This is a genomic window from Candidatus Thiosymbion oneisti, assembly GCF_004359955.1.
In the GTDB taxonomy this organism is placed as follows: Bacteria; Pseudomonadota; Gammaproteobacteria; order Chromatiales; family Chromatiaceae; genus Thiosymbion; species Thiosymbion oneisti.
The window spans coordinates 39,055-65,665 of record NZ_SMSC01000018.1 but is presented as its reverse complement, the minus strand read 5'-3'; the positions used below and the strand labels follow the sequence as shown (position 1 = coordinate 65,665).

Here is a 26,611-nt window from a genome sequence, read left to right as displayed (position 1 = left end):
ATTGGAAGCCTTATGGCACCCTTCGGATCAGGGACGATCCGATTACTTCTTCCCCTCCACCGATTCCGCATAGGCCTTGAACATCTTGTTCATCAGCTCGATGTGCTGCTCATCGGTCAACTGACCCTCGGTCGCGGCCTTGGACCAGAGTTCGGCATTGCTCATCTCACGATGGCAACCCATGCATAGACCCGTGCGCTCCATACCCATGCGCATTTCCTTGGTCAAGGCGCGGGACAGGGGCCAGTGGGTACCGACGGTCTGCACCTGCTGGCCGTCCTTGATGATGGTGGACCAGTCGTAGTCCAGGGCGGGGATCCCGGGGATCTGGATCTGGTAGCGGCCAGGGATCGGCTCGCCGTTCTTCTGGTCGATCAGGTCCTCGACGATGTCCTCGGGATAGCGGGCCTGGAAGACGCCGCCGGAGATCCCGTAGCCCATGGCCTTGGGGTTGTTGTGGCAGGACTCGCAGGTGCGGGCCTTGCGTTGGACCGAGTGGGGCTGTACCGGGGCCATATCGATGGCATCCGGCACCCGCGCCTGGCCGAGCGCCGCCTGCTCGTCCGGCGACTTACCGAGCTGGTTCAAAGCGACCACCTTGTTCTCCCGGTCGATGACGGTGTAGACGATCTGGCAGCCGGGCATCAACGGGGTCACACGGCCCTCGCCGTTGATGCCGAGCACCGGCTCCTCCCAGCGCAGATAGGAGCGCTTCTCGAAGACCTTGCCCGGCCGCTTGTGACCATGGGTGCCCAGGGGGGATTCGGCGGTCTGGCCGTCGTCGAACCGCTCGCTGCCGCCAGCGATCCAGTCCGTATCCTGGAACGGCTTGCCGTCCTGGTCCTTGCCGTAGTTGACCTGCACGTGGCAGCCGTAGCACTGGGGTACCCAGGAGGCATGGCAGGCGTAGCACTCCATGCTTTCGTTGTGCTTGGTCACCTTACTCATGGCGACCATGGCGTCCGGGCTCTTCCAACTGTTGTCTTCGGCCAACTGCTTCAGGAGCGGGACCTGGAAATCCAGACCGGTGGCGGAGTGCAGCACGACCTTTTTGCCGTCCTTCACCACATTGCCCAGGGGGTTGCCACGGGCGGAGAGCAGGTAGCCATCCTGCTTGTCATACTGGGTCGCGTAGGCTTGGGTCTCGGCGAGCAGTGTATCGCCCAGTCCCCGGGCCTCGGTGGCGAGCGTCTTGCCGAACTCCTCGGAGAAGCCCAGGGGCAGCTCCCACGGGAACGCCTGGGGGGTGCCGTGGCAGTCCTGGCACTCGATCTCGACCTGGGCCAGGGTAGTGCCGAAGATGTTGCCGTCACCATGTATATCGATGGTGGTGTGGCAATCCTGACACAGCATGCCGCCCTGGGGGTTCTCGGGTCGGCTCTGGTCGTACTGGTGGTGCAGGTCGTCGGCGATGAAGAGGTACTGCTTGGTGTGCAGCCTGGGCTGGGTCTTGCCCTGCTCGTTATAGGGCGAGCCGTAGGGGAACTCCATCAGGCCCTGATAGGTGACGCCGATCCGCTTGCCGCGGTTGTGGCAGGAGTTGCAGGTCTCCACGGGGATACCCGAATACACCATATCATCCCGCACCTTGACCTTGGCCTCACGGGTGCCCTGGATGCGGTGCACCAGCATGTGGCCCTGCTCTTCCTTGTCGATAGTCGGGTCGCCGCCCTCGTAATAGCCCTCGTTGCCGTAGGGGATGTGGCAGGCGGAGCAGCCCATACCACGGTAGTCACCGCGCTTTTCGCGTCCCTTGACGCCCACATGGCAGCGCTGGCACTGCTGGCGCTGATAGGTGAAGCCCGCCAGCTTGGGATCGGCCTCGATCTCCTCGACCGAAGGCAGGGGGATCTGATCGAGCTTGGTCGGTAGCTGATCCGGATGCTCCTCGATCAGCTTAGTCATGTAGGTCTTGTAGACCTGGGTGCCGACGGTCGGCGTTAGCCCGTCCGTGTCTTCGACGGCGTAGTTGCCCCAGGGGACCTTATAGTTCTGGACCTCCTCGACGCCCCAGGTGTGCAGATTGCCCTGGATCTTGCCGGCCTCGGTGTTCATCAGGGCGCGCTCCAATCGATAGGGATAGCCCTGGTGGCAACCGGACTGGCCGCAGGTGGCGTCGGCGATCCAGATGCTGCCCGGGTCCGGATAGAAGATCTTGGGACCCGTTTCCGACGCTTTCTCGGGCACGCCTCGGTGCGCCTCCGCGGCCGTCAGGCCCCGCGGGTTGCCGCCATGGCAGACCACGCAGCCCTCGGGATCGCCTTGGGGTCTGCCCAGGGCCTTGATGGCGGCCAGCATGGCGCTGGTCTCCTCACGGATCGATTCGATGCCCTCGTGACAACCCAGACAGCCCTTTTCCTTCGCGGTTTCCAATGTGATCTTGTCCGGAACAGCGGCCTGGAGGGGGCCTACCGCTCCGAGGGCCATAACCAGCGCAATCGAGATCAACCGCCTCATAACTTCCTCCTTGGTCCGGATGGGTGGGAGGTCGGATTCGTGACGAGAAGGCAATGGGGGCACGCCGCCGACCGCCCGTTACACATCCAATGATAATGCGTCGGCGGAAAAAAACCCTTGGGAAACGTAAAGAATTGCGCCAGGTCAGGAACTCTGACTCTTGGGCTTTGATTTTCTGAGAGGCTGTCAGAAAGGGCCGTAGGCCAGCGTAGGCGGTAGGCTGGGTTGAGGAACGAAACCCAGCGTTTAGGGGCCAGTTTAGTTTGCTTAAGTTTAGTCCCCCGACCCAGCCTACTGCTTTGAAATCAACATGTTAGTTTTTAGACAGCCTCCGAACCGGATCAAATCAGGCTAGGCGCAATCCGGCCGGTCGAGGACCGAGTAGATGCGCCCTAATCCGCTAATCGAACCGCAGCGTCCTAGAAGACGCAGCGGGTAGTCGTCAGTTGGTTGTTGGGGTTCGTCCCTCACCCCAACCTACGGGCTTTGCGCCTTCGTGGTTCAAACGCTTCCGCAGCCTCATTGCAGGTGCGGACCCATCTTTAGAAACACCGGGTTTCGTGCCTATAATGGAGGACTTGAATTTTTCAGGTCGAACCCCGCATCCTTGAGTTCAGAGTTCAGACCAAAATCGAGACCAGGAGACACTTGCCAATGAAAGACACGCGTAAGCTCGCCGCCGCGGTCATCACCGCCGGCGCTGCCTTCTTTACCCAGCCGGCATCCGCCTTTTTCGGCATGATGGATGATTTCTTCGGCGGCAACGATGATTACTACGACGGCTACGGCCCCTCTCGGTACGGTGGCCCCTACGGGTACGGCGGACCCTATGGTTGGGGCGGTGGTCCCTATGGTTGGGGCGGTGGTCCCTATGGTTGGGGCGGTGGTCCCTATGGCTGGGGTGCTCCTTATGGGTACGGCGGCCACTATGGCGTCCAACAGGCCCCGGCCCAATCCACCCCGGCACCGCCGCCCACTCCGGAATGAGCTTCGCGTGACCTCCGCGTAGGAATAGCGGCAGCCGGGGGCCGGTCCGATGCATGCCTTTCCTGTTCGCTGAGCGGCATCCGGGATACCAGGTATTTCATACGGACAGGAGGTGGTCATGGCGACTACCAGGATGATCCACGTCCAGGTGGAAGAGCAGGTCAGGAAACAGGCCTCCGACGCTCCGGAGACGATGGGATTGTCTATCTCCGATGCCGTGCGCGTCTTTTTGGCGCGGGTCGCTACGGAGCAGCGGATCCCGTTTGCGTTTCGGGTCCCGAACGCAGAAACACGGGCCACGATGCATGATCGCATGTCGGGTTACGGCGCGTCTCGCAAGTGTTTGCATCCTTCACCATCGAAAGACGCGCCTAACCCGACCTACAGGACTTAACTTAATGGCATTGGGTACTGACCTGGCCGTAGATCAACGAGCCTCGGTGCGTCGAACGCAACACGTCAAACTTGTCCCGACGCAGGAGGGATCTTTTCCCTCCGGACAACGCCAAACAATTCAGGATTGCTTTGCGTCCTTTGTACTTGTGCGGTTTTCCGGCACGGCACGCCTACTCCGAGCTGTGCAATATCTGCCCCTTCTCGTCTTCCACCGAGACCTTGATGGGAATGCCTTTGCGGATGCTGGCGCTCACGATGCAGAAGTCCTCGAACAGGTCCTTGCAGCGGTCGAAGCGCTTGGCGCCGGCCAACTCGTCATTGACGATCAGTCTGACTTCCATGCCGCCGATGCGCAGGCGGTTCTTCTCGGTTCGGACCATGATACAGGTGGCCTCGGTGCGTAGGCTGTTGGCAGGTGGCTCTTCCTTGGTCAGGCAGTAGAGCAGGCTGGCGCTCATGCAGTTGGCGGCGGCCGCGGCGAGCAAGCGGGATGCGTTGGGACCGGAGGCCTCGCCCAAGGGCGGCGGCTCGTCCAGGAGGAGGTCCGCGGCTTTTTTCCAGTCGAAGCGGACATTGATTTCGTAGTTTTCCCGTTGCTCCAGGTGGATGGTGAAACGACCTTCTTCGGACATGGGACTTCCTCTCGTTGTTGAAGCTTGTGGGCTGTCTGGGTTCTATCGATTTTCACAAACGATAGCTTGTACCGAATCATCAGCCTGCGCAAGGCGTTGCCGCGAGAAGTGAGGGCCTATGCAAGTCGAATCTAAGCACGGTCGGGTGTTCGATCTGCCGTCCACCCAAGAAGAGGCCGAGATCCGCGCCGGGATTGCCGACGATCCGGCTGCCTACGAGTTACCGGATGAGACGCTCGAAACGCTCCGGCCCGTCAGCCGTCCAAAGGTGGCCGTAACCAAGCAGCCGGTGTCCATTCGACTGTCGCCGGAGGTGGTGGAGTATTTCAAATCTACCGGCAAGGGCTGGCAGACGCAGATGGACGCAGTGCTCATGGCATATGTCAATTCGCGGCGGTAGGTGTAGGATGGGCAAAGCGAGCGCTTGGCAAAGATCCTTAAGGTTTCGGTCACTCCGCGGAGGTTTCCGAACTGCGGCAGCTTGATCGGATGCACAAAGCGAAGCGTGCCCATCAAATCTTTGACCTCACCCCCGTCGCACGTTTGGCCTGCCGAGTTCTTGCCTGCTCAATTAGGTTGTGCGTGGCCCGATAAGAACGCTGACAAAAGGCACGAAATGCGGCGTCCGAGGCGCGGGATGGCCAGATACCGGTCGCTGTTGTGAGCTGTCCGGTCGCTTGTTCATAGCCCGCCAGGGTGTCGATGTACTCTTTACGGTCCCGGCTATCGATCACCAGCGGCAGATGACCGGAACTCAGTAGGGGAAGGTTACTCACCAGCCTTGCCAGACGTCCGTTTCCATCCCAGAAGGGGTGGATATGCACAAAGCCCAAGTGCAACTTGGCATAGGCGTTGATCGCTTCGGTTTCGGATAGCTCCGTACCGAGGGACCGATTCAATTCCGCCAACCACTGCGCCATCAGGGTAGGAACATGTTCAGGGGCCGCATACTCGATGTAGGTCTGCCTACCGTCCTCGGTGACTGCGTAGGTACCGTTCGGTTCGACCTTCCAGGCGCCGCAGGGCTTGTGGATATCCAGGACGAATTCGGACTGCACGGCCGTGTGCAGATCGCAAAGATGCGACTCGGTGACCGCCTCCTCCAACCCCGCATAGATGAGCTCGATGGCGTGCGCATGCCCCATGACCTCTTGGTGGTCTTTCAAGGGCTTGCCCGCTATGGTGAGCCCTTCCTCGATGACGAATTTGGTCTCACCCAAGGTGAGTGTATTGCCCTCCAACGCCGTGGAGGTATGGGTCCAGAGATCACGGAGCTGGCTCCACAGGGATTGCCGGATATCCCGGTCGAGGCCATGCAACGCACGGAACTTGGATGTGTTCACTAGTACCCCGTTTCGGCAAAATTTTCCGGTAAAACCAGTCTCTGTCATCTCGACCGAAGGGAGCTGTCATCCCGACCGTAGGGAGGGATCTTTAGCGATGAGACGACTACAAAGTCACAAGCTCCCTCCTTCGTCGGGACAAGGATTTCTCGCTTCGCTAAGCTCTCTCCCTGCGGTCGAGATGACAAATGATAACCAGCAAAATCGGATGAAACTTGGTACTAGAGAGGTATGCCAATTCACGGCGGTGGCTCGTGCCGGTCCCGGACCCCGGCAGTGGTGGGCCCGCGGGACGGGCAAACGAGTTTCCACCGCAGGCGGTGTGGAATCAGGGCTCGATGCGTGTCCCCAACAGCTCCAGGAACTTGCGGATCCACTCGGGATGGGCCGGCCATGCCGGTGCCGTCACCAGGTTTCCGTCCACATAGGCGTTGGAGAAGGTCTCGTTGATCTCGCACCAGCAGCCGCCGGCGCGCTCGATGTCGGGCTTGAGCGCCGGGTAGGCGGTAGCGTTCTTGCCCTGGAGCACCCCTGCGGCGACCAGGATCTGCTGACCGTGGCAAACGGACGCAATGGGCTTGTCCGCCGTGACGAATTGGCGCACGATCTCGATCAGGCGCTGGTTGAGCCGTAGGTACTCCGGGGCCCGGCCACCGGGAATGACCAGGGCATCATAGGCGGCGGGGTCAGTAGTCGCGAAATCGGCGTTGACGGTAAAGTTGTGGCCGGGCTTCTCGCTGTAGGTCTGATCGCCCTCGAAGTCGTGCACCGCCGTGCGCACCTGGTCGCCGGGCTGTTTGTCGGGGCAGACGGCATGGACCTGGTGGCCCACCATCTGGAGCATCTGAAAGGGCACCATGACTTCGTAGTCTTCTACGAAGTCACCTACCAGCATCAGGATCCGCTTAGCGGCCATCGGTAAGTCTCCTCGGGTGATCGTTGATCTTAAGGGGCCTTGACATTTATCCGCAGCAAGGGCGATTGCAGTGCTTTTCCGCGCCGACGTGGGTTGCGGTTCGTCGCAACAGGCCTGCCATTCTTCCTCGCCACGCCTTGTCAGCGCGGAAAGGTGCCACAATCGGACCCTGAACGACGAATGTCAACAGCCCCTAACGAAAAATATGCTCAGCAGGCAACGGCTCGATAGACTCCGGGCCGACATTCGGTTCACCGCCGAGCTGGGCGGGCGCAACCTGGTGCTTCACAGTACCTGGGGCCTATTCTCCCCGCGCGAGATCGACGCGGGCACCCGGCTGCTACTCAAACACCTCCAGGTGCGGCCGGCGGACGACTGTCTCGACCTGGGCTGCGGCTACGGCCCCATCGGCCTTGCCATGGCAGTGCTGGCCCCGGAGGGCCGCACCCTTATGGTGGACAAGGATTTCATCGCCGTTCGGTACAGCAACCGCAACGCCGAACGCAATGCAATCCACAACGCCCGCGCCCAACTCAGCAATGGATTCGACCAGATCGATCCGGATCTGCGCTTCGACCTGATCGCGAGCAACCTCCCCGCCAAGGTGGGCAGTGAGATGATCAGCCTCTACCTGCACGATGCCCGTGATCGGTTACGGGCCGGGGGAAGACTGTACCTGGTTACCGTCAACGGGCTGCGACAGTACCTGAAGCGCAACCTGAGCGAGGTCTTCGGCAATTACGAAAAGCTCAAGCAGGGGGCCCGCTACACCGTGGCCCTGGCCCGTCTGGAAAACGAAACAGCCGCCGCGGATCAATGCTGAAAAAATGGCTCTATAATCTAAGAGGCTGTCTAAAAATTAAGATACTGATTTTAGGGAATAAAATCTGCAAATTTCACGCTCGTTCCCACGCTCCAGAGACTGTGAAAGAATTCGTTTTCCCCGGAAGTGGTGGGGTGAAACTGCTGTATTTCACGTTAAATTCCGTATAAAGTGGGGCTAGGAGCAATCTATGCCGCCTGATTTAGGCGAATTGTGTTTCCTTTTCCCTTTCACTCTGAAAATTCGGTAATACTTTCACAGTCTCTCCAGCGTGGGAACGGCAGCTTGTCCGCTCCAGCGGACGCAGCTCTTCTGTGCTGATCGGCGTTGGCGGTTAGCCTACCGAGGCGCTTAATCGACGCTGGAGCGTCAAGATCCCTCCTCCGTCGGGACAAGTCTGCTCCCACGCTGGAGCGTGGGGAGCCAGCCGAAAATCAATGCCAGTAGAAAATCAATAGGTTAGTTTTTAGATAGCCTCTAAGCGCTTTACCGCGGCGGAGGCCATCAGGCAACTTCGAGGCCATGCAGGGAAACTACGAACCACGCGAATCGGCACGAATCGATTTCGCGAAGATTCGCATGATTCATAGTTTTCTGATAGGACCAGCCTCGTCCTTGCCAGGTTACCTGGGCTTGGCTAGAATTGTTGAGTTTTAGCTTTGAAATTCTAAGATTTTTCGTCCTTAAGAAGGCGGTGTGTCATGTCCAAAGTTTGTCAGGTGACCGGCAAGCGACCACTTACCGGTTGCAACGTTTCCCATGCTCATAACAAGACCAAGCGACGGTTTTTACCCAATCTCCACTATCATCGCTTTTGGGTGGAAAGTGAGAAACGCTGGGTACGTCTGCGCGTATCCGCCAGCGGAATGCGCATCATCGACAAGCAAGGCATTGACCAAGTGTTGTCCGAGCTGCGCGCCCGCGGCGAGAAAGGTGTGTAAGGAGTAAAACCCCATGGCCAAAGCAGCACGTGAAAAGATCCGGCTGAATTCCAGCGCCGGTACGGGTCACTTTTACACCACGACCAAGAACAAGCGTAATCAGCCCGGCAAGATGGAGATCAGGAAGTTCGATCCGGTAGCGCGTAAGCATGTCCTTTACAAGGAAGGCAAGATCAAGTAATCGGTGTTTTCCTGTCATCTTAAGAAAAAACCCGCCGGCGGCGGGTTTTTTCTGATTTTATCCACAGATCTGGAAAGGACTTCGATAAGACGGGGATACCGCTGTGAATCTGGGGTAGCATCGAGGACGGCCACGAGCTCGTCAGCGGGATCGCGGAGGCTCTCTTAACGTTCGACAAGCCGCAATTGCTGCGGCAACCACAAGCCTTCCAGATCGATAGACACCGCCTCGAACGGCGGTATGCGAACCTGGTCAGCGCCGGCAAAGCGACCGACTTCAATCCAGGTATTGCCATTGAGCCGGTAGACCTCCAAGGTACGCTCGACCGGATCAGTTAGCCACGCATACTGCACACCGTAACGCGCATACAGTGGCATCTTGTCCTTACGATCCTTCCGTTTGGTGGATGGAGAGAGGATCTCGCAGACCCAATCAGGAACCACCTCGACCCGGTGGCCCGTGGGAAGTATCGGCATACGCTCCCGGTGCCAGCCGGCCAGGTCCGGCACGGCCACCTCGACATCACGCACGAAATGCACTTCGGGCTCAGGGAAGATCCACCACCCACCGGGACCATCGATGCCGTCACCGTAGCTGCGGCCAATCGAGCGGTCGAAACGAACGGCAACGTGAGCATGTGGGATTGCGGGCCGCGGTTGGGTGTGAAGTTGGCCGTTCAGAATCTCACCGACTACCCCCTCGGGCAGGGCCTCCAGGGCCTCGTAGAGGGTTGGTTGGTGTGTGGAGGGTACTGGTTGTGGCATGGCTTTTCGAGCTCTGCGCTTCTGCGCTAATTCTACCCTACAATTCGTCCATGCTGTTCTCAGCAAGCGTGAGCCGAGCCAACCATTAGCAAGCCCTGGTTACGGAGCGTGAGCCGAACGTCCTGTCCATTGTCAGTGAGCGTGAGCCCGAAGTGACGGCTGTTTGCGAGCCAAGGCGTTAGCGTTGGCGAGCCGCTACAGATAGCAACCTTCCATGATCGTTAGCAGTCCCCAATCCATAAAGAGCCAACAAAACAATCTGTGGGAATCTACAAATTGAAAATAGCTTAGGGAACCGGCGCAAGTGTATAGCTGCGCAGCTTGCGGGAAAAGGTCTCCAGGGCCTGAATGCCGGTGGCTTCCGCCTGTTGACACCAGTCTTGCAGGGAGTTGAGAAGGGCCTCCTGATTGGGTGTGGTCCGCTCCCACAGATCCCGCAGACGTTCGCGGAATTGGTAGACGGTCTCTAATGTTTGGCTCTGGGCCAACACCTGCTCCAGGCGTTGTCTTGCGCGCTCGTCCAGCCGCGCTCCTTCCATGACCAACAGGCGTTGCGTGCGTCTGAACAGACGGCGGCAATGGCGTTTGCTGCGGCATAGCTCGGCGCGGGTGACCGGCGCGAGCACCTCCTGCGCGTAACGGGCGGCGATGTGCATGTGCCCGGTGACGACCGCGCGCACCGTATCCATATCGATGTTACCCTTGCCCGCGACGACCCGCGGCTTGGGTGCGACCTTCTTCACCTTGGCCAGACCGAGCATGCACAGCAGCCGCACGTAGAACCAGCCCAGATCCAACTCCCACCACTTGGAGGACAGCTTGGCGGAGCTTGGAAAGGCATGGTGGTTATTGTGCAGCTCTTCGCCGCCGATCAGGAGACCGAAGGGCAGGATGTTGGCCGAGGCGTCCGGCGTCTCGAAGTTGCGATAGCCCCAGTAATGGCCGACACCATTGATCACGCCGGCGGCGAAGAAGGGGATCCACATCATCTGAATCGCCCACAGGGTAATGCCGTAGACGCCGAACAGCAGCAGATCCAGGATCAGCATCAGCCCCAACCCCTGCCAGGTGTAACGGCTGTAGAGGCGGCGCTCGATCCAATCGTCGGGGGTGCCGTGACCGTACCGTAAGAGGATCTGCGGATTACCGGCGGCCTTGACGTACAGCTCCGCACCCTCCGTCAGGACCTTGCCCAGGCCCAGAATTTTGGGGCTGTGGGGATCGTCGGGCGTCTCGCACTTGGCATGATGGCGGCGATGCACCGCGACCCACTCCCGGGTTACCATGCCGGTGGTGAGCCACAGCCAGAAGCGGAAGAAATGGCTTGCCGCCGGGTGCAGATCGAGCGCCCGATGGGCCTGCGAGCGATGCAGAAAGACCGTAACGGTCACGATGGTGACATGGGCCAGGGCCAGCCCGGCCAATACCACTTGCCACAAAGAAAGGTCCAGGATTCCGTACAAGCTCATGAGGGGCCTCGGGGAAAGGGATAGCGGCGAAATCGTGTCGCCGGTGCAGGGACAGGCGCAGCGATCGCAGGGCTGGTCGTAGGTCGGACCAGGGGAAATGCGCAGCATGGCTCTTGGGTCCCATCTGCCGACAACACATCGGCCAGCAGGGTAAGGCCACTATAGCCAATCAGGGACTGGAAGGAAACCGCCCGTCTAGTGTAGTGCGCCATTCTGTTTGGAACTTAAGCGGCGATTGCGCGCGTCGGGCGTCAAATCGATCGCGGCGCCATTCGCATTCTCTGCCTCTTGTCTGCATCGGCTCTCTACAACCGACCAGGGGCGGCTTTGTTAGTTCTACTATTTACAGCGCACTACACTAGCGCCGTTCGAGATGCAGGTTGTTCAGGGCGTCCGGACGAGCGGTCCAACCGGGCGCCAGCCAGGTGGTGGATACTGTGTCCAGGATCACCGCCGGACCTGCTACGGGGTCGGCGCCGACCAGGGCCGTCCGTTGCAGTACCGGGACTGGTTGCTCACAACCCGCCACCGATACGCATTGCCCCGGGGGTGCGGCAATCTCGCCATCGGCTCGACTCAGGATCAGCTTCGGCGGTGCACCCGTCACCCGCACCCGCAGGTTGACCAATTCCACCGGGAGCGCCAGCCGATGGCCGTAACGCGCCTGATGCAGCCGATGAAAGGCCTCGGCGGTGACAGCCCGCCCTTCCCAGCCGAGGTTCAGGGTGTAGGATTGACCCCGGTAGCGGAGATCCAGGGACGAGACGGTTCGCAGCCGTGCCGGATCCAGTCCCTCGTGCGCCAGGGCCGCGACGGCCTCCGCGGCCAATGCCCTGAGCCGCTGCTCGATCTGCTGATCGCTGCGTTCAGCGAGCCTTCCCAACCAGGTGCGCGTCAATAGGCGTCCCGGCGGGGTCGCCAGCATGCCCAACGCGGAGAGCACCCCGGCATGGATGGGTACCATGGCCCGGCGCATGCCCAGGGCTTCGGCCAGCGCGCACACATGGAGCCCCCCCGCGCCGCCGAAGGAGGTCAGGGTGTAGTCCCGGGGGTCGAGCCCTCGCTGCACCGAGATGACCCGCAGGGCCCGTACCATGTGCTCGTTGGCGACCCGCAGGATGCCCAGGGCCGCTGCCCTGGCATCCAATCCCATAGCGGCACCCAATTGGCCGATCACCCGCTCGGCGGCGGTGACATCCAATGCCATGCGACCACCCAGGAAGGCCTCCGGGCGCAGCCGGCCGAGCACCAGGTTGGCGTCCGTGACCGTCGGCTGCTCGCCGCCCTTGCCGTAGCAGGCAGGACCGGGCTCGGCACCGGCGGACGCGGGCCCTACCAGCAACCGGCCCCCCGCGTCCAAGCGGGCGATGGAGCCGCCGCCGGCACCGATGGTGTGCATGTCCACCATGGGCACGGCCACCGGATAACCGGCGATGCGGCCTTCGGTGGTGAGGCCGGGCGCCCCGTCCACCAGGGCCACATCCGTGGAGGTGCCGCCCATGTCGAAGGTAAGTAGCCGCTCCCGACCCGCCAGCCGCCCGACGAACCCGGCACCTGCCAGGCCTCCCGCGGGACCCGACAAGAGCAGCCGCACCGCCTGGTCCGCGGTCTGGTCGGCGGCCACCGCCTCGCCGCTGGATTGCATGACGGCGACCAGGGCGCCGGGCAATCCGTGGCATAGCCGCTCCACATAGCGGGCGACCAGGGGACCCAACCAGGCATTGAGCCAGGTTGCTATACCGCGCTCATACTCCCCGGTTACCGGCAGCACCGCGGACGACCGGGAGACGAAGAGACCGGCGGGCAGGGCCTGCGCCAACGCCCGCTCGGCGCTGTCGTCCAGGTACGAGAAGAGCAGATTGATGGCTACCGATTCGGGCCGCAGCCTTGCCACCGCCGCGCGTAGCTCGGCGCTGTCCGAGTCAGTCAAGGGCTCTACCCAACGCCCATCGGCAGCGAGTCTGCCTGCGGTTTCCCAACAGAGCTCAGGGGGAACCGGCGGGCGGCGGACCGGCGGCTGCAGATCGTACAGATCCTCGCGGGCCTGGCGGCCGATGGTCAGCAGATCCCCGAGCCCGCGGTTGGCCACATAGAGGGTACGCACGCCCTTCCCCTCCAGGGCCGCATTGGTGGCCACGGTGGAACCGTGGATCACCCGCAGACCTTCCGCGTCGAGCCTCAGCTCCCGAATGCCCTGCAGGATCGCCACCTCCGGGGCCTGGGGGGTGGAGAGTACCTTATGTACCCGCAAGACCCCGTCCTGCCACAGGACGAAATCCGTAAAAGTCCCACCGGTATCGATGCCGACTAATCTTGTTTGAATTCCGTGGCGCGGCCTGGGAGACCGGACGGGTTGCGTGCGACGCATAACGGCTTATCGATCCACTGCGGTGTCCGTGCCGGCGCGATCAGCGAGCCTTTGAGCGTCGTAACCTAACACGTCCGGTCCCCCAAGCAGTGCCAGATAATTCAGGAGGCTCTTTATGGATTCCGGACTGCTTTGGAGTGCGCCGGCAAAGCGGCGTGGCCGCATCGAACCTCAGTCACGGGGGATACCAGCGGCGTTGGCCGGGAATCCGAGCACTTAGGTTCAACCCGCGCCGCGGCGACGGCGCTTTCCCCTGACCGCAACACCTTTGATGCGTGGTCCAATCCAAAGCGGCGGCAGGATTGTGCCACTTGGCCGACCCCCCGCTTATGCCTGGCGCTGTAGGTTCCGGTAAGCATCGGGGTAAGGTTGCTGCCGCACTCCAAAATGTCCGGTGGTACCCTTCCATGATCCTTTCGGCTGGCTCCCCACGCTCCAGCGTGGGAGCAGACTTGTCCCGACGGAGGAGGGATCTTGACGCTCCAGCGTCGATTAAGCGCCTCGTAGGCTAACCGCCAACGCCGATCAGCACCGAGGAGCTGCGTCCGCTGGAGCGGACAAGACGGCGTTCCCACCTGTCCGCGTGCAGGGACGCACAGGCAGACGCTGGAGCGTGGGAACGAGCACGACGGCGGTGCACCTGTGCCCAATCTATCCTGCCGGAAGTCGGCGACTGGTCGTTGGAGACAGCGAGTCACGTTTGGATCACGCATACGAGACAGGAACGGGAAAGATCAAGCTAACTGCTTGAAAAATGGTGCGCCCTGTTGGAATCGAACCAACGACCACCTGATTAAAAGTCAGATGCTCTACCGACTGAGCTAAGGGCGCAAAAAGGTCTTTCCAATCAAAGATTTGACTCGCTCAACATGAGCGCATGAGCTGATTTCGAGCCCGCCGCACGGGTGCGGTCCACAGGGCAACCGCTGCGATTTAAACATTGGCTCTTTATGGATTCCGGACTGCTTTGGAGTGCGCCGGCAAAGCGGCGCGGCCCTAGCTAACCTCAGCCACGGGGGATACCAGCGGCGTTGGTCAGGAATCCAGGCACTTAGGCCCCACCCGCGCCGCGACGACGGCGCTTTCCCCTGGCCGCAACACCTTTATCCATCGCCACATCCAAAACGGCGACAGGATGGCGCCACTTGGCCGACCCCCGGCTTATGCTTAGGGCTGTAGGTTCTGGTAAGCAGCGGGGTGAGGTTGCCGCCGCACTCCAAAACGTCCGCGGGTAACCTTCCATGATCCTTGGCAGTCCAGAATCCATAAAGGACCTAAACATTCATTTAAGCATACAGCCTAGATATAGACCAGCAATGTCACAAAGTTTTTGTTGCTCTTCGAGGTCTGAATTGATAATTTTTCCTTTTTCAAGAATCAAAGCGCGACCAGTGTGGAAATTTAGCCGGTCTGCGTGGCCTGAAGCTGGCAGAGGGGGTCACTCTCGGCAGGAGGGTGTCGCAAAAGCCCCTCTCCCGTCGGGAGAGAGCCTGCGCCGAGCCCGTAGGGCGGGTCAGGCGCGTGCGCCAAGCGCCGCGATTGCCCCACGGCGCTGGGCGCGCCGTCACCCGCCGGATGGCGGTCCGTAGGCCGGGTCAGGCCAGGGATGGCTACTACCCGACGACGGTGGCTGGCATACTACGCGGGCTTTTGCGACACCCTCGGCAGTGCACGGGATTCGCAATGCACAGGAATGCGGGTTCGTCGATGCGCCGGATACCGGAGGATTTGACCTGTTGCGTTCGACGCACTAAGGCTCGCTCATCTACGGGGGGCGTCAGTGCCGGCGTCTTAACGCAATCGACACCCACATGATCCCCCGCGTGGCCTGCTCGTGCGGACCTCACTTTGGGTGTAGGATGCGGTGAGCGCCTGCCCACCGCCCCAAGCACGCCTGCCTATGCTGGCCTACCTACCCCCAGGGACAGGGATAGGAAAAGGGGATGGGAAAAGCCCAGCAGACAAGCGGCAGGCGGCGAACCGCATCATAAGGAATCCTGAATGATTCGGCGCTGTTTGGGAGACCGGACTGCCCATGAGCTAGGATTCGCTTTAACCAGACAGCTTCTAACTTCTTAACTAGCGATAGGGGAAACTAGCATGTCCGTAAAGATCCTCATAAAACGTCATGTCCCGGTAAGCAGCCATCACGACCTCACGACCCTGCTCCATAAAATGCGCAGCCTTACGTTGAAACAGCCCGGCTACATATCCGGCCAAACCCTGCAGCGAATCGACGATCCGACCGAGTGGGTCGTCGATAGTAATTGGCGATCCAAGGAAGAGTGGGATGAGTGGTTCCGGAGTCAGGAACGGACCGCCGTCCAGGCAGAGATCGACGCGTTACTGGGCCGGGAAACCGAGTATGCCGTTTACGAGTATCTTTGACATATTTTCGTTTTCCTTAACGAACGGGCTTCCATGTTAGAGGCCCCGAACGGGAACCTATTGAGGCGATACCCAAGATGCCAACCGACAAACTCGAGCTCCTTAAAACGAAAAAGGAACAACTCTCTCTCGGGGGAGGCACCAAGAGGATAGAAAAACAGCATGCAGCGGGGAAACTGACGGCCCGAGAGCGGTTGGTCCAGCTGTTCGACGACCAGACGTTCGTTGAGCTGGATGCGTTCGTAAAATGCCGCAGTACCAATTTCGGCCTGGACAAGCTGGGGCTTGAAGGGGAATCGGTTGTCACCGGTTACGGTCGGGTCGACGGGCGACTGGTGTATGCCTTCTCGCAGGATTTCACCGTCACCGGTGGTGCCCTCGGCGAAATGCACGCCAGCAAGATCGTGAAGGCCATGGAAGCGGCGACCAAGATGGGGGCCCCGCTGGTCGGTCTGAATGATTCCGGTGGTGCCCGCATCCAAGAAGCCGTGGATGCCCTTTCCGGTTACGGTGACATCTTCTTCCGCAATTCCATCTATTCCGGGGTCGTTCCCCAGATCTCCGCGATCATGGGTCCCTGTGCCGGCGGTGCGGTCTACTCGCCCGCCTTGACCGATTTCATTTTCATGGTGGACCAGACCTCGCAGATGTTCATCACCGGGCCCCAGGTCATCAAGACGGTCACCGGGGAGCAGGTATCGGCGGAGGATCTCGGGGGCGCCATGACCCACAACAAGGTCAGCGGCAACGCCCATTTCATCGCCGAAAACGATCAGACCTGCATCGAGCAGATTCGGCAGCTCCTCGGCTATCTCCCGTCGAACAACCTGGGGAAGGCACCGACGGTGGAGTGCAATGACGACCTGAACCGACAGATCGATGCATTTAACTCCCTGATACCAGAGGACCCCAACAAACCCTACGACATCCATGATGTGATCCGCCCCATTGTCGATGATGGCGAATTCATGGAGTATCAGCCCTATTTTGCCACCAACCTGATCACCGGCTATGCCAGGATCAATGGTGAATCGATCGGTATCATTGCCAACCAGCCGCGGGTCATGGCCGGTTGTCTCGATATCAACGCCGGCGACAAGGCCGCCCGCTTCATCAGGACCTGCGATGCCTTCAATATTCCCCTGCTGACCTTGGTCGATGTACCCGGTTTCCTGCCGGGAACCGCCCAGGAGTACGGCGGCATCATCCGCCATGGCGCCAAGATCTTATACGCCTACAGTGAGGCGACGGTGCCCAAGGTCACCCTGATCACCAGGAAGGCCTACGGTGGGGCCTATGTCGCCATGTGCTCCAAGTCGCTGGGAGCGGACATGGTGCTCGCCTGGCCGACGGCAGAGATCGCCGTGATGGGATCGGAAGGCGCGGTAAACATCATTTTTAAGAAGCAGATCGACGAGGCGGAAGACAAGGCCACGACGAAAAAGAAGATACTCGACGACTATAACGCGGAATTCGCCACGCCCTACAAGGCAGCAGAACGCGGATTCGTGGACGATGTCATCGAGCCGCATACCAGCAGGCAACGCATCGTCGATGCGTTCAGCATGCTGGAAGGCAAGCGGGAGAAGCGCCCGGCCAAGAAACACGGCAACCTGCCTTTATAAGCATCGGAGGGCATAATGGAAACCGACCTGCTCACCCTTTTTGCCAATAAGGACACAATAGAGAGCCTCACGACTACTCAGCGGTTGTGGGCGGGCCTCACCACGACGGTTCTGGGCATGGGCATCACCTTCGTAATCCTCATCCTCTTACAGTTTGTGATCGGTCTGTTCGAAAAGCTTCCCGACCCGGAGAAGCAGCCGACGCCGACCCTTAAGCCCGCCCCTGCGTCTACAGCCGGGAAGACCGATGAAAAGCCGGCTGCTCAGAGCGACGACGAGCTGGTACCGGTCATCGCGGCATCCGTCGCAATGATGCTCGAGACCTCGGCCGGCAATATCGTGATCAGGGACATCAAGCAGGTGGAAGACACCTCGCCCACCTGGAGAAGGGCCGGTATTGCCGAACAGATGCAACACAGAATCTAAGTTTTTTTTAGTTTCTCTAGGAGTACACAGCTATGAGAATGTTCAGAGTGGTCGTGGACCGCAAAGAGTACGAGGTCGCTGTAGAGGAGATCAAGGGACCAGCAGGTTCCGCTCCGACCCCGGCAGCCACGGCGCCCAAACCTGCTGCCAAACCCCGGACTTCCGCACCAGCGACCCCGAAGCCGAGTGCGCCGCCAGCGGGAGGGGACTTGGGTGAGGGCACGGTGGTCGCTCAAATGCCCGGCACCATCGTGGATATCGATGTGAACGTCGGCGACAAGGTAACCAAAGGGCAAAAGCTCCTGGTTCTGGAAGCCATGAAAATGGAGAATGAAATCGTCGCGCCCCATGATGGGACCGTCAGCGAGATTTCCGTGGCCGCAGGGACCTCCGTCAATATTGGGAACGTTTTGGTCGTCCTGAGCTGACAGGGGTAATCGCCGCCATGTATGACGCCTTATTGAACTTTCTCAGCTCCACCGGCTTTGTCGGCCTGACCGACTACCGGATCTTCGTGATGATTGCCATCGCCTGTGTGCTCTTGTATCTGGCAATCGTCAAGGGCTTCGAGCCGCTGCTGCTGGTCCCGATCGCATTCGGCGTCCTCCTGACCAATCTGCCATTTGCGAACATGATGCATCCCCCGGCTGTGGAGGTCACACCGTATTCCGAGGAAGCCCCCGAGAAAGCCCCCTTCGGTGCAACCTTGGTTCCTGTGGATCAGGAAGGGGCCCCTACCAAAGTTCCCGTGGGTCAGGAAGAGACCGCTACCGAGTATGTCGTCCACACTGAGAAGCCGGGAGGAATCATAGGCTATCTGTACAAAGTCCTTAAAACAGGTCTCCTACCGGCACTGATCTTCATGGGCGTGGGGGCCATGACCGATTTCGGACCCCTCATTGCGAACCCGAAGTCCCTCTTGTTGGGTGCCGCTGCCCAGTTCGGCATCTTTCTCACCTTTATCGGGGCCGTCGCTTCCGGACTGTTCAACGCCCAGGAGGCGGCATCCGTTGCCATCATCGGCGGCGCGGATGGCCCGACCACCATCTTCCTCACGTCCCAGCTGGCGCCCCATCTGTTGGGAGCCACCGCAATCGCGGCCTATTCCTATATGGCGCTGGTGCCCATTATCCAGCCGCCGATCATGAAGCTGCTCACCACGGAAAAGGAACGCACCATAAAGATGACCCAGCTGCGCACGGTGACCAAGCGGGAGAAGATCCTGTTCCCGATCATTGTCACCATCATCGTGGTACTCATAGTTCCAGCGGCGGCGCCGCTGGTGGGGATGCTGATGCTCGGCAATCTCTTTCGGGAATGTGGGGTGGTCGCCAGGCTCGAAGATACCGCCAAGAACGCCCTGATCAACATCGTTACGATCTTCCTGGGGATTACGGTCGGGGCAACGGCGACGGCGGACAAGTTCCTCACCACCCAGACGCTTGCGATTTTGGGCCTGGGTATCGTCGCGTTCGGATTCGGGACCGCCGCGGGCGTGCTCCTGGCCAAGCTCATGAACAAGCTATCCAGCACACCCATCAACCCATTGATCGGATCGGCCGGTGTCTCGGCGGTACCCATGGCCGCTCGGGTCTCCCAGACCGTGGGGAGCAAATACGATCCGACCAACTTCCTCCTGATGCACGCGATGGGTCCCAACGTCGCCGGCGTCATCGGATCCGCCGTCGCCGCCGGGTTCTTGCTCGTGCAGTTTGGTAACTAACGATTATTCGGAGGATTGAGATGCAGATACTCAAGATCGACCATCTGGGAATTGCCGTCAACAGTATGGAAGAGGGCAAGCAGTTCTGGACCGATGTCCTCGGCCTCGAGTTCGAGGGGGACGAGACCGTCGCCGAGCAGAAGGTGAATACGGGCTTTTTCCCCGTCGGAGAAAGCGAGGTCGAGTTGCTGGAATCCACAGCCCCCGACGGCCCGGTGGCCAAGTTTATCGAGAAGAAGGGAACCGGATTTCAGCATGTGGCCTTTCGTGTGCCCGATATCGACGCGGCGCTGGCAGAGCTCAAGGCCAAGGACATCAAGCTCATCGACGAGAAACCGCGCATCGGCGCCGGCGGTGCACGCATCGCCTTTCTGCACCCCAAGGCCACAGGTGGAGTCTTGGTGGAGTTGTGCGAGCGTGGTTAGGGAGATAACCTAGCCCCTAACCCGCCCTTGACCCCCTAATGAGGGCGCCTTGAAAAATCCTATGGAGGGGATTTTTCAAGGTGCCCTATGCTCGGTAACAACAAGATTGGGACATTGCCCACAAAACATCGGTAACAAGGAATGAGAAGCCGGGGAAACAGCGAAGGGAACGGGACAAGGCATGGATGCTACAGGGTTTAGGGGTGGCAAGGGATTTGAGTTAAAAAATGCCCCGTATCAAGGAGTCCGAAACCAGCCAACGGAAATTAACGGTAGGGTTTTTTCCGGACATGCTCTGGATCAAATGCAAAATCGCGGCATCATGCCATCGGTCGTAGAGAATGCGATAAAAACAGGAAAGTCGTTCTCGGCGAGAGCCGGTACATCCGAGTTCTTTGATCCGGTCAATAAAGTTCGTGTCATCACGGATTCAGCAACAGGGAGAGTGGTGACCATAATACGAGGAGTACCAAAGTAATGTCAGCATACCTCGAATCAGCAAAGTCACTTCACAAAGCGATCCATAAAACGCTTATCGAAGAGTGGGATCCTATCGGAGTTGGAAACATTCCGGAAGCTCAGGATGAATACGACTCTTATATCCCGGAAATTTATAGAATGCTCATTTCAAGGCAACCAAAGCATAAAATATTCGAATACCTTTGGTGGCTTGAAAGCGAGCATATGGGATTGAGTGGAGACAGGCAACGTACTGAGGCGTTTGCAGAAAGGTTATTGAATTTGGTTGGAATTTCCTCTCTGAATTAAGAGGAATCGAGCTTTATGGAAGTTCGCCGTAGTTTTCCGCGGGAGAGACCGATACAACGAGTCATCTGCAGATCTTAACTCATTGTTTCCAGTACTCCGTTTCGCCTTATTTTTCATTCTCAGCGAGGCGATCGGTGCTTTGCCTTGGCTCATTTAGAGGGCTCTGAGTATAAAAATAAGGCGAAACGGAGTAATAGGTGCGTTGATGGAGATATTCGTGAATTTGATAAAGAAGCAATCGTTGTTGTATAGAAGGCGATTCGACGTATTTAAACACGGCGACTCGCCGTCTACTACCCGATAAGCGGCGCGTCCCTGCGCCGCTTATCGGGGAGCTAACCAGCAAGTGCACTATAACAAGTATTACCAAAAGGAAAGCACACAGGAACATGCACGGCGGCACTTTGATATCCCTATTGTTTCAGACACCAAAACAGGATATCGCCTGCAAAAATGTCAGTGCAACATGGGACGCGCCGCCTATCAAGACGCTGAACGCAGACAAACCTCCCTTGCCCCCGTCCATGGGGGCAAGGGAGGTTGCTGGTTAGCACCCCCGTTATGCAAATAGCATAATGAACCATGGAGATAAACCAAATGAAATGAATAAAAACTTTTCACGCCTTTATTGGTGCAGTTTAAAATCAACCATCAAAGCATCACCTTGGCTTGCCGCAGGGATAATAATATTTATATCTTTTTTAATTATTCTAATCGTAGAAGGGAGACTAGAAGAAGAGCCTCTTTTTCTGGGTCTTTCTAAATCTTCTCTACTAACAATTTCAGGTTCACTCCTCGCATCTTCACTATTCTGGGTTTTCAATAAAGTTATTCATCTACTCGATAAATCAAGATCGAGTTTAGTTGATGAATATTTTGAACGTATACATAATACATTTGGATTAAAAGAGATTTTCGACCAACGAGGAGGTAAAGATATATTAGATCTTTATGAAAAATTGATAAACAAGGCAGAGCGACGCGTGTGGGCAATTGGAATGAGTAATCAGGGCTTTACGGGGAAGAATCTAGACAAAGTATTGGAGAGATGCAAAAAAATTCCTGATATAGAGGTCAAGTTAATATTCTGGAACCCTCGTGCCAAAATGATTGTTGAGGATAAAAATACTCATTTTCATGAAATTCAAGCAAAACTAGAGAGCGGTGTAGATTCAAAAACAGATTGGCCACTGAGGGTCGATGATCAGGTAAAGTCACTTGAATCGAAAGTATCCACTAGATTAAATGTTAAGGTGTACTATGTTTCAATAGTCACGAATATTTCAGGCTTAATTGTGGACGATGATATCTTCTTTTTTCCATTTCTATCAAGAGATCATAGCAACAAAGATCCACATATGCACTTTGATGCTACTCGCGGTATAGGAAAATTAATCGCTGACCATTATGCAAAGATATTAAAGTCAGAATATTGCAAACCCTGCCATCCAAGGAAAAATACGGCTTCCGTCAATAGCGCGACTGAATAGTCAATAGGTTAAGGTTTCTCGACTGGTGAAAACGCCTATTTTCAAGGTGCTCCACTTTAAAGTTAGACGAATACTGCGAATTCCGCTAGTCAAGGAGACAACTAGTTGTGCGAGTATTGTTAATTCAACCGCCAGGGTTATGTTCGGATTTCACGAGAAATGGCTCTCTTTATCCCCCTTTGGGGCTACTACAGATTGCTGCAAACACCAAAAATCACTTGGTGGAAGTTTTAGATGCAGATGGATTGCGTTGGGATAATGAGACGACGAAAAATTACATCGCGGATTTCCATCCGGATGTGGTAGGGCTGAGCTCCACTGCTTATACATTGGAGATGGTAAAAGAATGGGCAGACATCTCAAAATCAGCGGGTGCGATAGTTGTTGTAGGAGGTCCTCAAGCCACTGTCGATCCAGTTGGCGTTTTTAACGTCACTTCGAGTATCGATTATGTATTTAGAGGCGAAGCCGAACAGCATTTCCAGTTTTTTTTGGATTCACTGGAACAAAAAAAGGACCATATAATCTCAGGCATTAGTCAGCGTAGAAAAAATGAATTATCTATCGATCCTCTGATTCATCAGATTTCAGAGTTATCTGACATAACCATGTCTCGCTATGGAAAAATGCCAATAGGAAACTATTGGTGTCCGGATTCAACAGCTTCGCCTATGGTTACCATCGCGACAACACGAGGCTGCCCCCATAAGTGCGGTTTTTGCTCTAGCCCTATAGTTTCAGGAAGAAAGATACGTAGATTTTCGATAAATGAAATAATATCGACTATCGAATACGTCTCAACAAAGCACGGCGTAAGGCAATTTTCATTTGTCGATGACGTTTTGACGATTAATCGTAAACATTTGTTTCAATTATGTGCGTCTTTAAAAAAGATTTCCTTGGATATCTCTTTTTTTGGGAATGCACGAGCAGACCAGATTGACGAAGAAATAGCGACTTCATTGAAATCAGCCGGTTGCCATCAGCTTTATTTAGGCTTTGAATCCGGATCTCAGGATATATTGGACTCAGTATCAAAAGGAACATCTATCGAAAAACTAGTGTATGGTGCGGAGGTTTTGAGAAAGGCGGGAATAGGCAGGAGTATTGGGTTTATTATCGGCCTTCCTGGAGAATCAGAGGAAACTGTTCGCAAATCGATTCAGTTGGCAAAACGGATAAAACCGGAAAGGCTGCAATTTACGAAATTTACGCCACTGCCGGGGTCTCCTTTAGCAAATAAAAAGCTTTCAACAAATCACGGCGGTTTTCATGGGAAGACATACGATCAAATAGATAGGTGGGTGGATATGGCTTACGCAGAATGCGGGTATGGAAGTTTGGAAAATGGCGCATAACATAAGGTTAGATCGGTGGTATTTTAAACAAAAGGATACCCACTCAATTTGATCTGACGAGATTTGAAAGATGAACAAAAATGGGCAAAAATGGGGACAGACCCTGAGGTATCCCCCCATTATTGCGATCGACACAGACAATGAAGGAGAAAAGGACACCCATCTTGTTTGACATCCCTCCCGCCCTTGACAAGATAAAAGGACACCCACTTTGTTTTGCGCGGGTCGGGGGCTTTCGTCTGGTAGGACGGTGGGGTACATTCCTGATGGGAGAGCTACCCGTTGCCTTATACCATCGAGTATTCACCTGATGCGGAGGATCATCTCCGGGCTTTGGCGGCTCGACAAAGATCGATCGTTCTCGATTCAGTGGATAAACCAACTCGCGCATCAGCCGGGCGTAGAGACGAGGAATCGAAAGCCCATGCGCCCTAATCCGGTAGCACCTTGGGAATTGCGCATCGGCGACCTCCGAGCGTACTATGATATTCTTGAGGAACTCGAGAAACGCGTCTTGGTGCGTGCCGTAGGGATCAAGATCCGTAGTTCGGTCTGGATCGGCGGGGAAGAAGTCCAATTATGAAGACCATCGAAATCGCTGAAGCCCGGGAGGCCCTGGGGCAATATGCCGGACATGGGGAAAATCTCCCTCTTGTGGTTACGGATCGCGGTCGTCCAGTTGCCGCGCTGCTTGCGGTCCCAAACGGGGACCTGGAGACCGTGTCTCTGAGTACGAACCCCGCGTTCGTTGCCTTGATAGAGCGCTCGCGTGAGAGACAGAGCAGGGAGGGTGGTGTGTCAAGCCAAGAGATGCGCCGGCGGCTCAAGAACGCACCCAACCAAGGCATCAAGCGCGACAAGCAATAGCCACGATAGCCGCGCGCGTTGCACGCGTTCATTGCTTGCGCCTTATGCCCCCGTTAGGCGTTCTATAGAAGTCCCGCAATGGAAGTCAAATTAAGCAAGCAACAAAGAATCACCGTAAAGGGTGGGAAAATGGGGACAGACCCTGAGATATCCCCACATTATTTCTATCTAAGACAACAAGTTGTAGCGTGTAGTTACTGTCGATCTGGACATGCATAGGGTATTGGTCAATTCAGACACCAAACAGGAAACGCCCAAACAAAACGCCGTGCAACAGAGACGCGCAACGCCGCCCATCAAGACGCTCAACGCAGACAAACATCCATTCCCCCGTCCATAGGGCAATGGATGTTGCTGATTATTCCCGTTAGGCAGTATTGGAGCTAACGTGAGGCTGAAAGTGAAGGTAGAAGATGCCGTATAGTGATCTTTGACATCAGGCGGGTCCAGAAAGATTTTCCAACTAAACAGTAGAGCAAATCGGCATCTTCGCTGACGTAAAAAAGAATCTTCCGTTAGCGAATATTTTTGCTTCCACTTTGAAGGAAAATATACCATTAGCCGTAGCTATAAACCAATAAAAAAGCAACCAGTTCTGAATTGATATATCCGATGCTTTGATCGAGATAAAGAAAGTTTTTTGATAGGAAAAATTGGCTTTTTTTTTTTCCGGTATAGAGTTTAACGTAGATAAAGATAAAAATCTTACCGGTTTTGCGATTTCATAGTTAGTCTTTCTCCGAACAATTATTTATAAAAATCTCCTGTGATAGCAATTGTAGAAGCAAAAAATGAAAACATCATGGGTGGATCTGGGACAAATGTATTGCAGAAAATGATGGCAGTTGAGTGTTTAATATGAAAGAGGGTAATGTAAAAAGATTCCTGTGACATATGGAGCAGTCACGTCGGGTATCGCTTGAATTTCTGAAGTTAGAGAGGCTAATACCATTTATATTGATTTGAGAGACTATAGGTATAGAGGACAGTCCCGGTAAGATAATCGGTATATACTATCACTGATCTGGCACAACAAGCCCCCTGACGAATAAGGTTAAGGTTTACGAGTTTACAGGCTCGGTTGTAAATCGAATAAACATGCTAATAGGCTTAAGAGCGTTGTCGCCTGGAAGGGACAATTTGATATAAAAGGACACACCCATTTTGTTTTGACTCGGTCTTCCTACTGAGCTAGAGAGTGTTGCAAAAGTCATTTCGACCACTAGAACACAGAGAACACAGAGTAAGGAAGCGGCCAATGCTCTGCGTTCTCTGGGTCCTCTGTGGTTTAAACTTCACAGACTGGCAGCTGATGCCACCGTTTTTGCGACACCCTCCCGCCGGGAGAGCTCGTAGGGCGGGTAAGACCAGGGACGGTCGCAACCCACCGGAAGGTTTTTGGCGGGATGCGCTGCGCTTTCCCGCCCTACGTGGGCTTGACCGATTTGCGTTCATTGGCGTTCATTTGCGGCAAAAAACGGCTTTTCCTTTCCGGCTCAGCTCCGGCGCCGGGCCTTTTCCTCCAATCCCGAGAGGCCGAAGCGCCGATCCAGCTCCTCCAGCACCGCATCCGGTCCCAGTCCCTGCTGCGCCAGCAATACGAGGGTGTGAAACCAGAGATCCGCCACTTCATGGACGATCTGGTCCAGTACCCCGTCCTTGGCGGCCAGCAGGGTCTCGGCGGCCTCCTCGCCGATCTTCTTGAGGATGGCATCAAGCCCCTTGGCGTAGAGTCCCGCCACGTAGGAGCTGTCCGGGTCGGCCTGTTTACGCGCTTCCAGGATTCGGGACAGGCGTTCCAAGATGTCGTTCATGATGGGTTCAGGGTTGGTTGTAAATAACGTCCGGGTCCTTGAGCACAGGGGCGATCTCCACCCACCGGTCGGCGCGCAGCGCGCGGAAAAAGCAATTGTGGTGGCCGGTGTGGCAGGCGATACCGCCCTTCTGCTCCACTTCCAACAGCACCACGTCGGCATCGCAATCCACCCGGATAGCGCGGACGACCTGCCGATGACCGGAGGCCTCACCCTTGTGCCACAGCGCATTGCGGGAGCGGGACCAATAGACCGCATGTCCCGTCTCCCGGGTCAGCTTCAGGGACTCCCGGTTCATCCAGGCCAACATCAGGACCTCTCCGCTACCCGTTTCTTGGGCGACGGCGGGGACCAGGCCCCCAGCGTTCCACTTGATCGTATCCAGCCAGTCTTCGCTCAAAATATGCTCCCCCGGATTTCTCGGGGACGAAACAACCCGCGAACCTGCGG

Annotated in this window: 27 protein-coding genes and 1 tRNA gene; 18 read left to right on the top strand and 10 right to left on the bottom strand. The window is 56.9% G+C overall.

All coding sequences use genetic code 11. The features are described 5' to 3' along the window. Positions 1-42 precede the first annotated feature (42 nt). Positions 43-2,457 (bottom strand): cytochrome c3 family protein, encoded by a 2,415-nt coding sequence (locus E1958_RS11970; RefSeq protein ID WP_133512080.1) that lies wholly within the window; start codon positions 2,455-2,457, stop codon positions 43-45. Between the two features lie 654 nt (positions 2,458-3,111). On the opposite strand from E1958_RS11970, the gene E1958_RS11965 reads away from it, so the two are divergent. After that, entirely contained in the window at positions 3,112-3,444 is a 333-nt protein-coding gene (locus E1958_RS11965) for a sulfur globule protein CV3 (RefSeq protein WP_133512079.1), read from the top strand. 118 nt (positions 3,445-3,562) lie between these two features. Further along, complete coding sequence (locus tag E1958_RS11960) at positions 3,563-3,838, top strand: type II toxin-antitoxin system RelB/DinJ family antitoxin (protein ID WP_133512078.1); 276 nt, start codon at positions 3,563-3,565, stop codon at positions 3,836-3,838. A gap of 172 nt (positions 3,839-4,010) precedes the next feature. Here E1958_RS11960 and E1958_RS11955 read toward each other — a convergent pair whose 3' ends face one another. After that, positions 4,011-4,472 (bottom strand): OsmC family protein, encoded by a 462-nt coding sequence (locus E1958_RS11955; RefSeq protein ID WP_089724287.1) that lies wholly within the window; start codon positions 4,470-4,472, stop codon positions 4,011-4,013. A 118-nt stretch (positions 4,473-4,590) separates the two neighbouring features. On the opposite strand from E1958_RS11955, the gene E1958_RS11950 reads away from it, so the two are divergent. Then, positions 4,591-4,872 (top strand): BrnA antitoxin family protein, encoded by a 282-nt coding sequence (locus tag E1958_RS11950; protein WP_133512077.1) that lies wholly within the window; start codon positions 4,591-4,593, stop codon positions 4,870-4,872. Positions 4,873-4,984: 112 nt separating this feature from the next. On the opposite strand, the gene E1958_RS11945 is transcribed toward E1958_RS11950, so the two are convergent. Both E1958_RS11945 and E1958_RS11940 read right to left on the bottom strand, forming a co-directional pair. After that, positions 4,985-5,815 (bottom strand): Fic family protein, encoded by an 831-nt coding sequence (locus E1958_RS11945; protein WP_133512076.1) that lies wholly within the window; start codon positions 5,813-5,815, stop codon positions 4,985-4,987. 328 nt (positions 5,816-6,143) lie between these two features. Then, entirely contained in the window at positions 6,144-6,731 is a 588-nt protein-coding gene (locus tag E1958_RS11940) for a DJ-1/PfpI family protein (RefSeq protein ID WP_133512075.1), read from the bottom strand. A gap of 205 nt (positions 6,732-6,936) precedes the next feature. On the opposite strand from E1958_RS11940, the gene E1958_RS11935 reads away from it, so the two are divergent. The 3 genes from E1958_RS11935 (at position 6,937) to rpmG (ending at position 8,676) form a co-directional block, all read left to right on the top strand. Beyond that, positions 6,937-7,554, top strand: a complete 618-nt coding sequence (locus E1958_RS11935) for a class I SAM-dependent methyltransferase (RefSeq protein WP_133512074.1) — start codon at positions 6,937-6,939, stop codon at positions 7,552-7,554. A 701-nt stretch (positions 7,555-8,255) separates the two neighbouring features. Continuing rightward, positions 8,256-8,495, top strand: coding sequence for a 50S ribosomal protein L28 (gene rpmB / locus E1958_RS11930; RefSeq protein WP_089726503.1), 240 nt, complete (start codon positions 8,256-8,258; stop codon positions 8,493-8,495). Positions 8,496-8,508: 13 nt separating this feature from the next. After that, positions 8,509-8,676, top strand: a complete 168-nt coding sequence (rpmG, locus tag E1958_RS11925; protein ID WP_133512073.1) for a 50S ribosomal protein L33 — start codon at positions 8,509-8,511, stop codon at positions 8,674-8,676. A 164-nt stretch (positions 8,677-8,840) separates the two neighbouring features. Here rpmG and E1958_RS11920 read toward each other — a convergent pair whose 3' ends face one another. From E1958_RS11920 to E1958_RS11905, 4 genes are all read right to left on the bottom strand, one after another. Beyond that, on the bottom strand, positions 8,841-9,440 hold the full coding sequence (locus E1958_RS11920; RefSeq protein ID WP_133512072.1) for a Uma2 family endonuclease: 600 nt from the start codon (positions 9,438-9,440) through the stop codon (positions 8,841-8,843). Between the two features lie 287 nt (positions 9,441-9,727). Next, positions 9,728-10,909 (bottom strand): DesA family fatty acid desaturase, encoded by a 1,182-nt coding sequence (locus E1958_RS11915; protein WP_133512071.1) that lies wholly within the window; start codon positions 10,907-10,909, stop codon positions 9,728-9,730. Positions 10,910-11,267: 358 nt separating this feature from the next. Then, a complete protein-coding gene (locus tag E1958_RS11910; RefSeq protein WP_133512070.1) occupies positions 11,268-13,277 on the bottom strand; it encodes a hydantoinase/oxoprolinase family protein in 2,010 nt (669 codons plus the stop codon). Between the two features lie 755 nt (positions 13,278-14,032). After that, positions 14,033-14,108 (bottom strand) — tRNA-Lys (locus E1958_RS11905). Between the two features lie 1,269 nt (positions 14,109-15,377). Between E1958_RS11905 and E1958_RS11900 the strand changes: the two genes are divergently transcribed. The 12 genes from E1958_RS11900 to E1958_RS11845 all read left to right on the top strand — a co-directional run bounded on the left by E1958_RS11900 (position 15,378) and on the right by E1958_RS11845 (position 24,347). Then, the gene (locus tag E1958_RS11900; protein ID WP_133512069.1) at positions 15,378-15,665 is read left to right on the top strand and encodes an antibiotic biosynthesis monooxygenase family protein; all 288 of its coding nucleotides are present in this window, start codon (positions 15,378-15,380) and stop codon (positions 15,663-15,665) included. 77 nt (positions 15,666-15,742) lie between these two features. Then, positions 15,743-17,290, top strand: a complete 1,548-nt coding sequence (locus tag E1958_RS11895) for an acyl-CoA carboxylase subunit beta (RefSeq protein WP_133512068.1) — start codon at positions 15,743-15,745, stop codon at positions 17,288-17,290. 15 nt (positions 17,291-17,305) lie between these two features. Next, positions 17,306-17,716, top strand: a complete 411-nt coding sequence (locus E1958_RS11890) for an OadG family protein (protein ID WP_133512067.1) — start codon at positions 17,306-17,308, stop codon at positions 17,714-17,716. Between the two features lie 32 nt (positions 17,717-17,748). Further along, a complete protein-coding gene (locus E1958_RS11885; RefSeq protein ID WP_133512066.1) occupies positions 17,749-18,144 on the top strand; it encodes a biotin/lipoyl-containing protein in 396 nt (131 codons plus the stop codon). 17 nt (positions 18,145-18,161) lie between these two features. After that, a complete protein-coding gene (locus tag E1958_RS11880) occupies positions 18,162-19,439 on the top strand; it encodes a sodium ion-translocating decarboxylase subunit beta (protein ID WP_089724738.1) in 1,278 nt (425 codons plus the stop codon). A gap of 20 nt (positions 19,440-19,459) precedes the next feature. Then, positions 19,460-19,864, top strand: coding sequence for a methylmalonyl-CoA epimerase (gene mce / locus E1958_RS11875; RefSeq protein ID WP_133512065.1), 405 nt, complete (start codon positions 19,460-19,462; stop codon positions 19,862-19,864). Positions 19,865-20,045: 181 nt separating this feature from the next. Beyond that, positions 20,046-20,342: a DUF4258 domain-containing protein gene (locus E1958_RS22020; RefSeq protein WP_089724734.1), complete on the top strand. Its 297-nt coding sequence runs from the start codon at positions 20,046-20,048 to the stop codon at positions 20,340-20,342. Continuing rightward, positions 20,342-20,632 carry a hypothetical protein gene (locus E1958_RS11865; RefSeq protein ID WP_133512064.1) on the top strand — a complete coding sequence of 97 codons (291 nt, stop codon included), beginning with the start codon at positions 20,342-20,344 and terminating at the stop codon, positions 20,630-20,632. The genes E1958_RS22020 and E1958_RS11865 overlap by 1 nt, the downstream gene beginning before the upstream one ends. Positions 20,633-21,207: 575 nt before the next feature. Continuing rightward, positions 21,208-22,122, top strand: a complete 915-nt coding sequence (locus tag E1958_RS11860; RefSeq protein WP_133512063.1) for a hypothetical protein — start codon at positions 21,208-21,210, stop codon at positions 22,120-22,122. A 107-nt stretch (positions 22,123-22,229) separates the two neighbouring features. After that, positions 22,230-23,480, top strand: a complete 1,251-nt coding sequence (locus E1958_RS11855; protein WP_133512062.1) for a B12-binding domain-containing radical SAM protein — start codon at positions 22,230-22,232, stop codon at positions 23,478-23,480. A gap of 424 nt (positions 23,481-23,904) precedes the next feature. Then, the gene (locus E1958_RS11850; protein WP_207787865.1) at positions 23,905-24,063 is read left to right on the top strand and encodes a hypothetical protein; all 159 of its coding nucleotides are present in this window, start codon (positions 23,905-23,907) and stop codon (positions 24,061-24,063) included. Further along, entirely contained in the window at positions 24,060-24,347 is a 288-nt protein-coding gene (locus E1958_RS11845; protein WP_133512061.1) for a type II toxin-antitoxin system Phd/YefM family antitoxin, read from the top strand. The genes E1958_RS11850 and E1958_RS11845 overlap by 4 nt, the downstream gene beginning before the upstream one ends. A 1,496-nt stretch (positions 24,348-25,843) precedes the next feature. On the opposite strand, the gene E1958_RS11840 is transcribed toward E1958_RS11845, so the two are convergent. Continuing rightward, the gene (locus E1958_RS11840) at positions 25,844-26,161 is read right to left on the bottom strand and encodes a phosphoribosyl-ATP diphosphatase (RefSeq protein WP_133512060.1); all 318 of its coding nucleotides are present in this window, start codon (positions 26,159-26,161) and stop codon (positions 25,844-25,846) included. 7 nt (positions 26,162-26,168) lie between these two features. Beyond that, complete coding sequence (hisI, locus tag E1958_RS11835) at positions 26,169-26,561, bottom strand: phosphoribosyl-AMP cyclohydrolase (RefSeq protein WP_133512059.1); 393 nt, start codon at positions 26,559-26,561, stop codon at positions 26,169-26,171. Positions 26,562-26,611: the final 50 nt, after the last annotated feature.

Coding starts and splice junctions, on each gene's coding strand:
- E1958_RS11970 (WP_133512080.1), bottom strand. CDS start 2,457: ATGAGGCGGTTGATCTCGATTGCGCTGGTTATGGCCCTCGGAGCGGTA.
- E1958_RS11965 (WP_133512079.1), top strand. CDS start 3,112: ATGAAAGACACGCGTAAGCTCGCCGCCGCGGTCATCACCGCCGGCGCT.
- E1958_RS11960 (WP_133512078.1), top strand. CDS start 3,563: ATGGCGACTACCAGGATGATCCACGTCCAGGTGGAAGAGCAGGTCAGG.
- E1958_RS11955 (WP_089724287.1), bottom strand. CDS start 4,472: ATGTCCGAAGAAGGTCGTTTCACCATCCACCTGGAGCAACGGGAAAAC.
- E1958_RS11950 (WP_133512077.1), top strand. CDS start 4,591: ATGCAAGTCGAATCTAAGCACGGTCGGGTGTTCGATCTGCCGTCCACC.
- E1958_RS11940 (WP_133512075.1), bottom strand. CDS start 6,731: ATGGCCGCTAAGCGGATCCTGATGCTGGTAGGTGACTTCGTAGAAGAC.
- E1958_RS11935 (WP_133512074.1), top strand. CDS start 6,937: ATGCTCAGCAGGCAACGGCTCGATAGACTCCGGGCCGACATTCGGTTC.
- rpmB (WP_089726503.1), top strand. CDS start 8,256: ATGTCCAAAGTTTGTCAGGTGACCGGCAAGCGACCACTTACCGGTTGC.
- rpmG (WP_133512073.1), top strand. CDS start 8,509: ATGGCCAAAGCAGCACGTGAAAAGATCCGGCTGAATTCCAGCGCCGGT.
- E1958_RS11920 (WP_133512072.1), bottom strand. CDS start 9,440: ATGCCACAACCAGTACCCTCCACACACCAACCAACCCTCTACGAGGCC.
- E1958_RS11915 (WP_133512071.1), bottom strand. CDS start 10,909: ATGAGCTTGTACGGAATCCTGGACCTTTCTTTGTGGCAAGTGGTATTG.
- E1958_RS11910 (WP_133512070.1), bottom strand. CDS start 13,277: ATGCGTCGCACGCAACCCGTCCGGTCTCCCAGGCCGCGCCACGGAATT.
- E1958_RS11900 (WP_133512069.1), top strand. CDS start 15,378: ATGTCCGTAAAGATCCTCATAAAACGTCATGTCCCGGTAAGCAGCCAT.
- E1958_RS11895 (WP_133512068.1), top strand. CDS start 15,743: ATGCCAACCGACAAACTCGAGCTCCTTAAAACGAAAAAGGAACAACTC.
- E1958_RS11890 (WP_133512067.1), top strand. CDS start 17,306: ATGGAAACCGACCTGCTCACCCTTTTTGCCAATAAGGACACAATAGAG.
- E1958_RS11885 (WP_133512066.1), top strand. CDS start 17,749: ATGAGAATGTTCAGAGTGGTCGTGGACCGCAAAGAGTACGAGGTCGCT.
- E1958_RS11880 (WP_089724738.1), top strand. CDS start 18,162: ATGTATGACGCCTTATTGAACTTTCTCAGCTCCACCGGCTTTGTCGGC.
- mce (WP_133512065.1), top strand. CDS start 19,460: ATGCAGATACTCAAGATCGACCATCTGGGAATTGCCGTCAACAGTATG.
- E1958_RS22020 (WP_089724734.1), top strand. CDS start 20,046: ATGGATGCTACAGGGTTTAGGGGTGGCAAGGGATTTGAGTTAAAAAAT.
- E1958_RS11865 (WP_133512064.1), top strand. CDS start 20,342: ATGTCAGCATACCTCGAATCAGCAAAGTCACTTCACAAAGCGATCCAT.
- E1958_RS11860 (WP_133512063.1), top strand. CDS start 21,208: ATGAACCATGGAGATAAACCAAATGAAATGAATAAAAACTTTTCACGC.
- E1958_RS11850 (WP_207787865.1), top strand. CDS start 23,905: ATGCGCCCTAATCCGGTAGCACCTTGGGAATTGCGCATCGGCGACCTC.
- E1958_RS11845 (WP_133512061.1), top strand. CDS start 24,060: ATGAAGACCATCGAAATCGCTGAAGCCCGGGAGGCCCTGGGGCAATAT.
- E1958_RS11840 (WP_133512060.1), bottom strand. CDS start 26,161: ATGAACGACATCTTGGAACGCCTGTCCCGAATCCTGGAAGCGCGTAAA.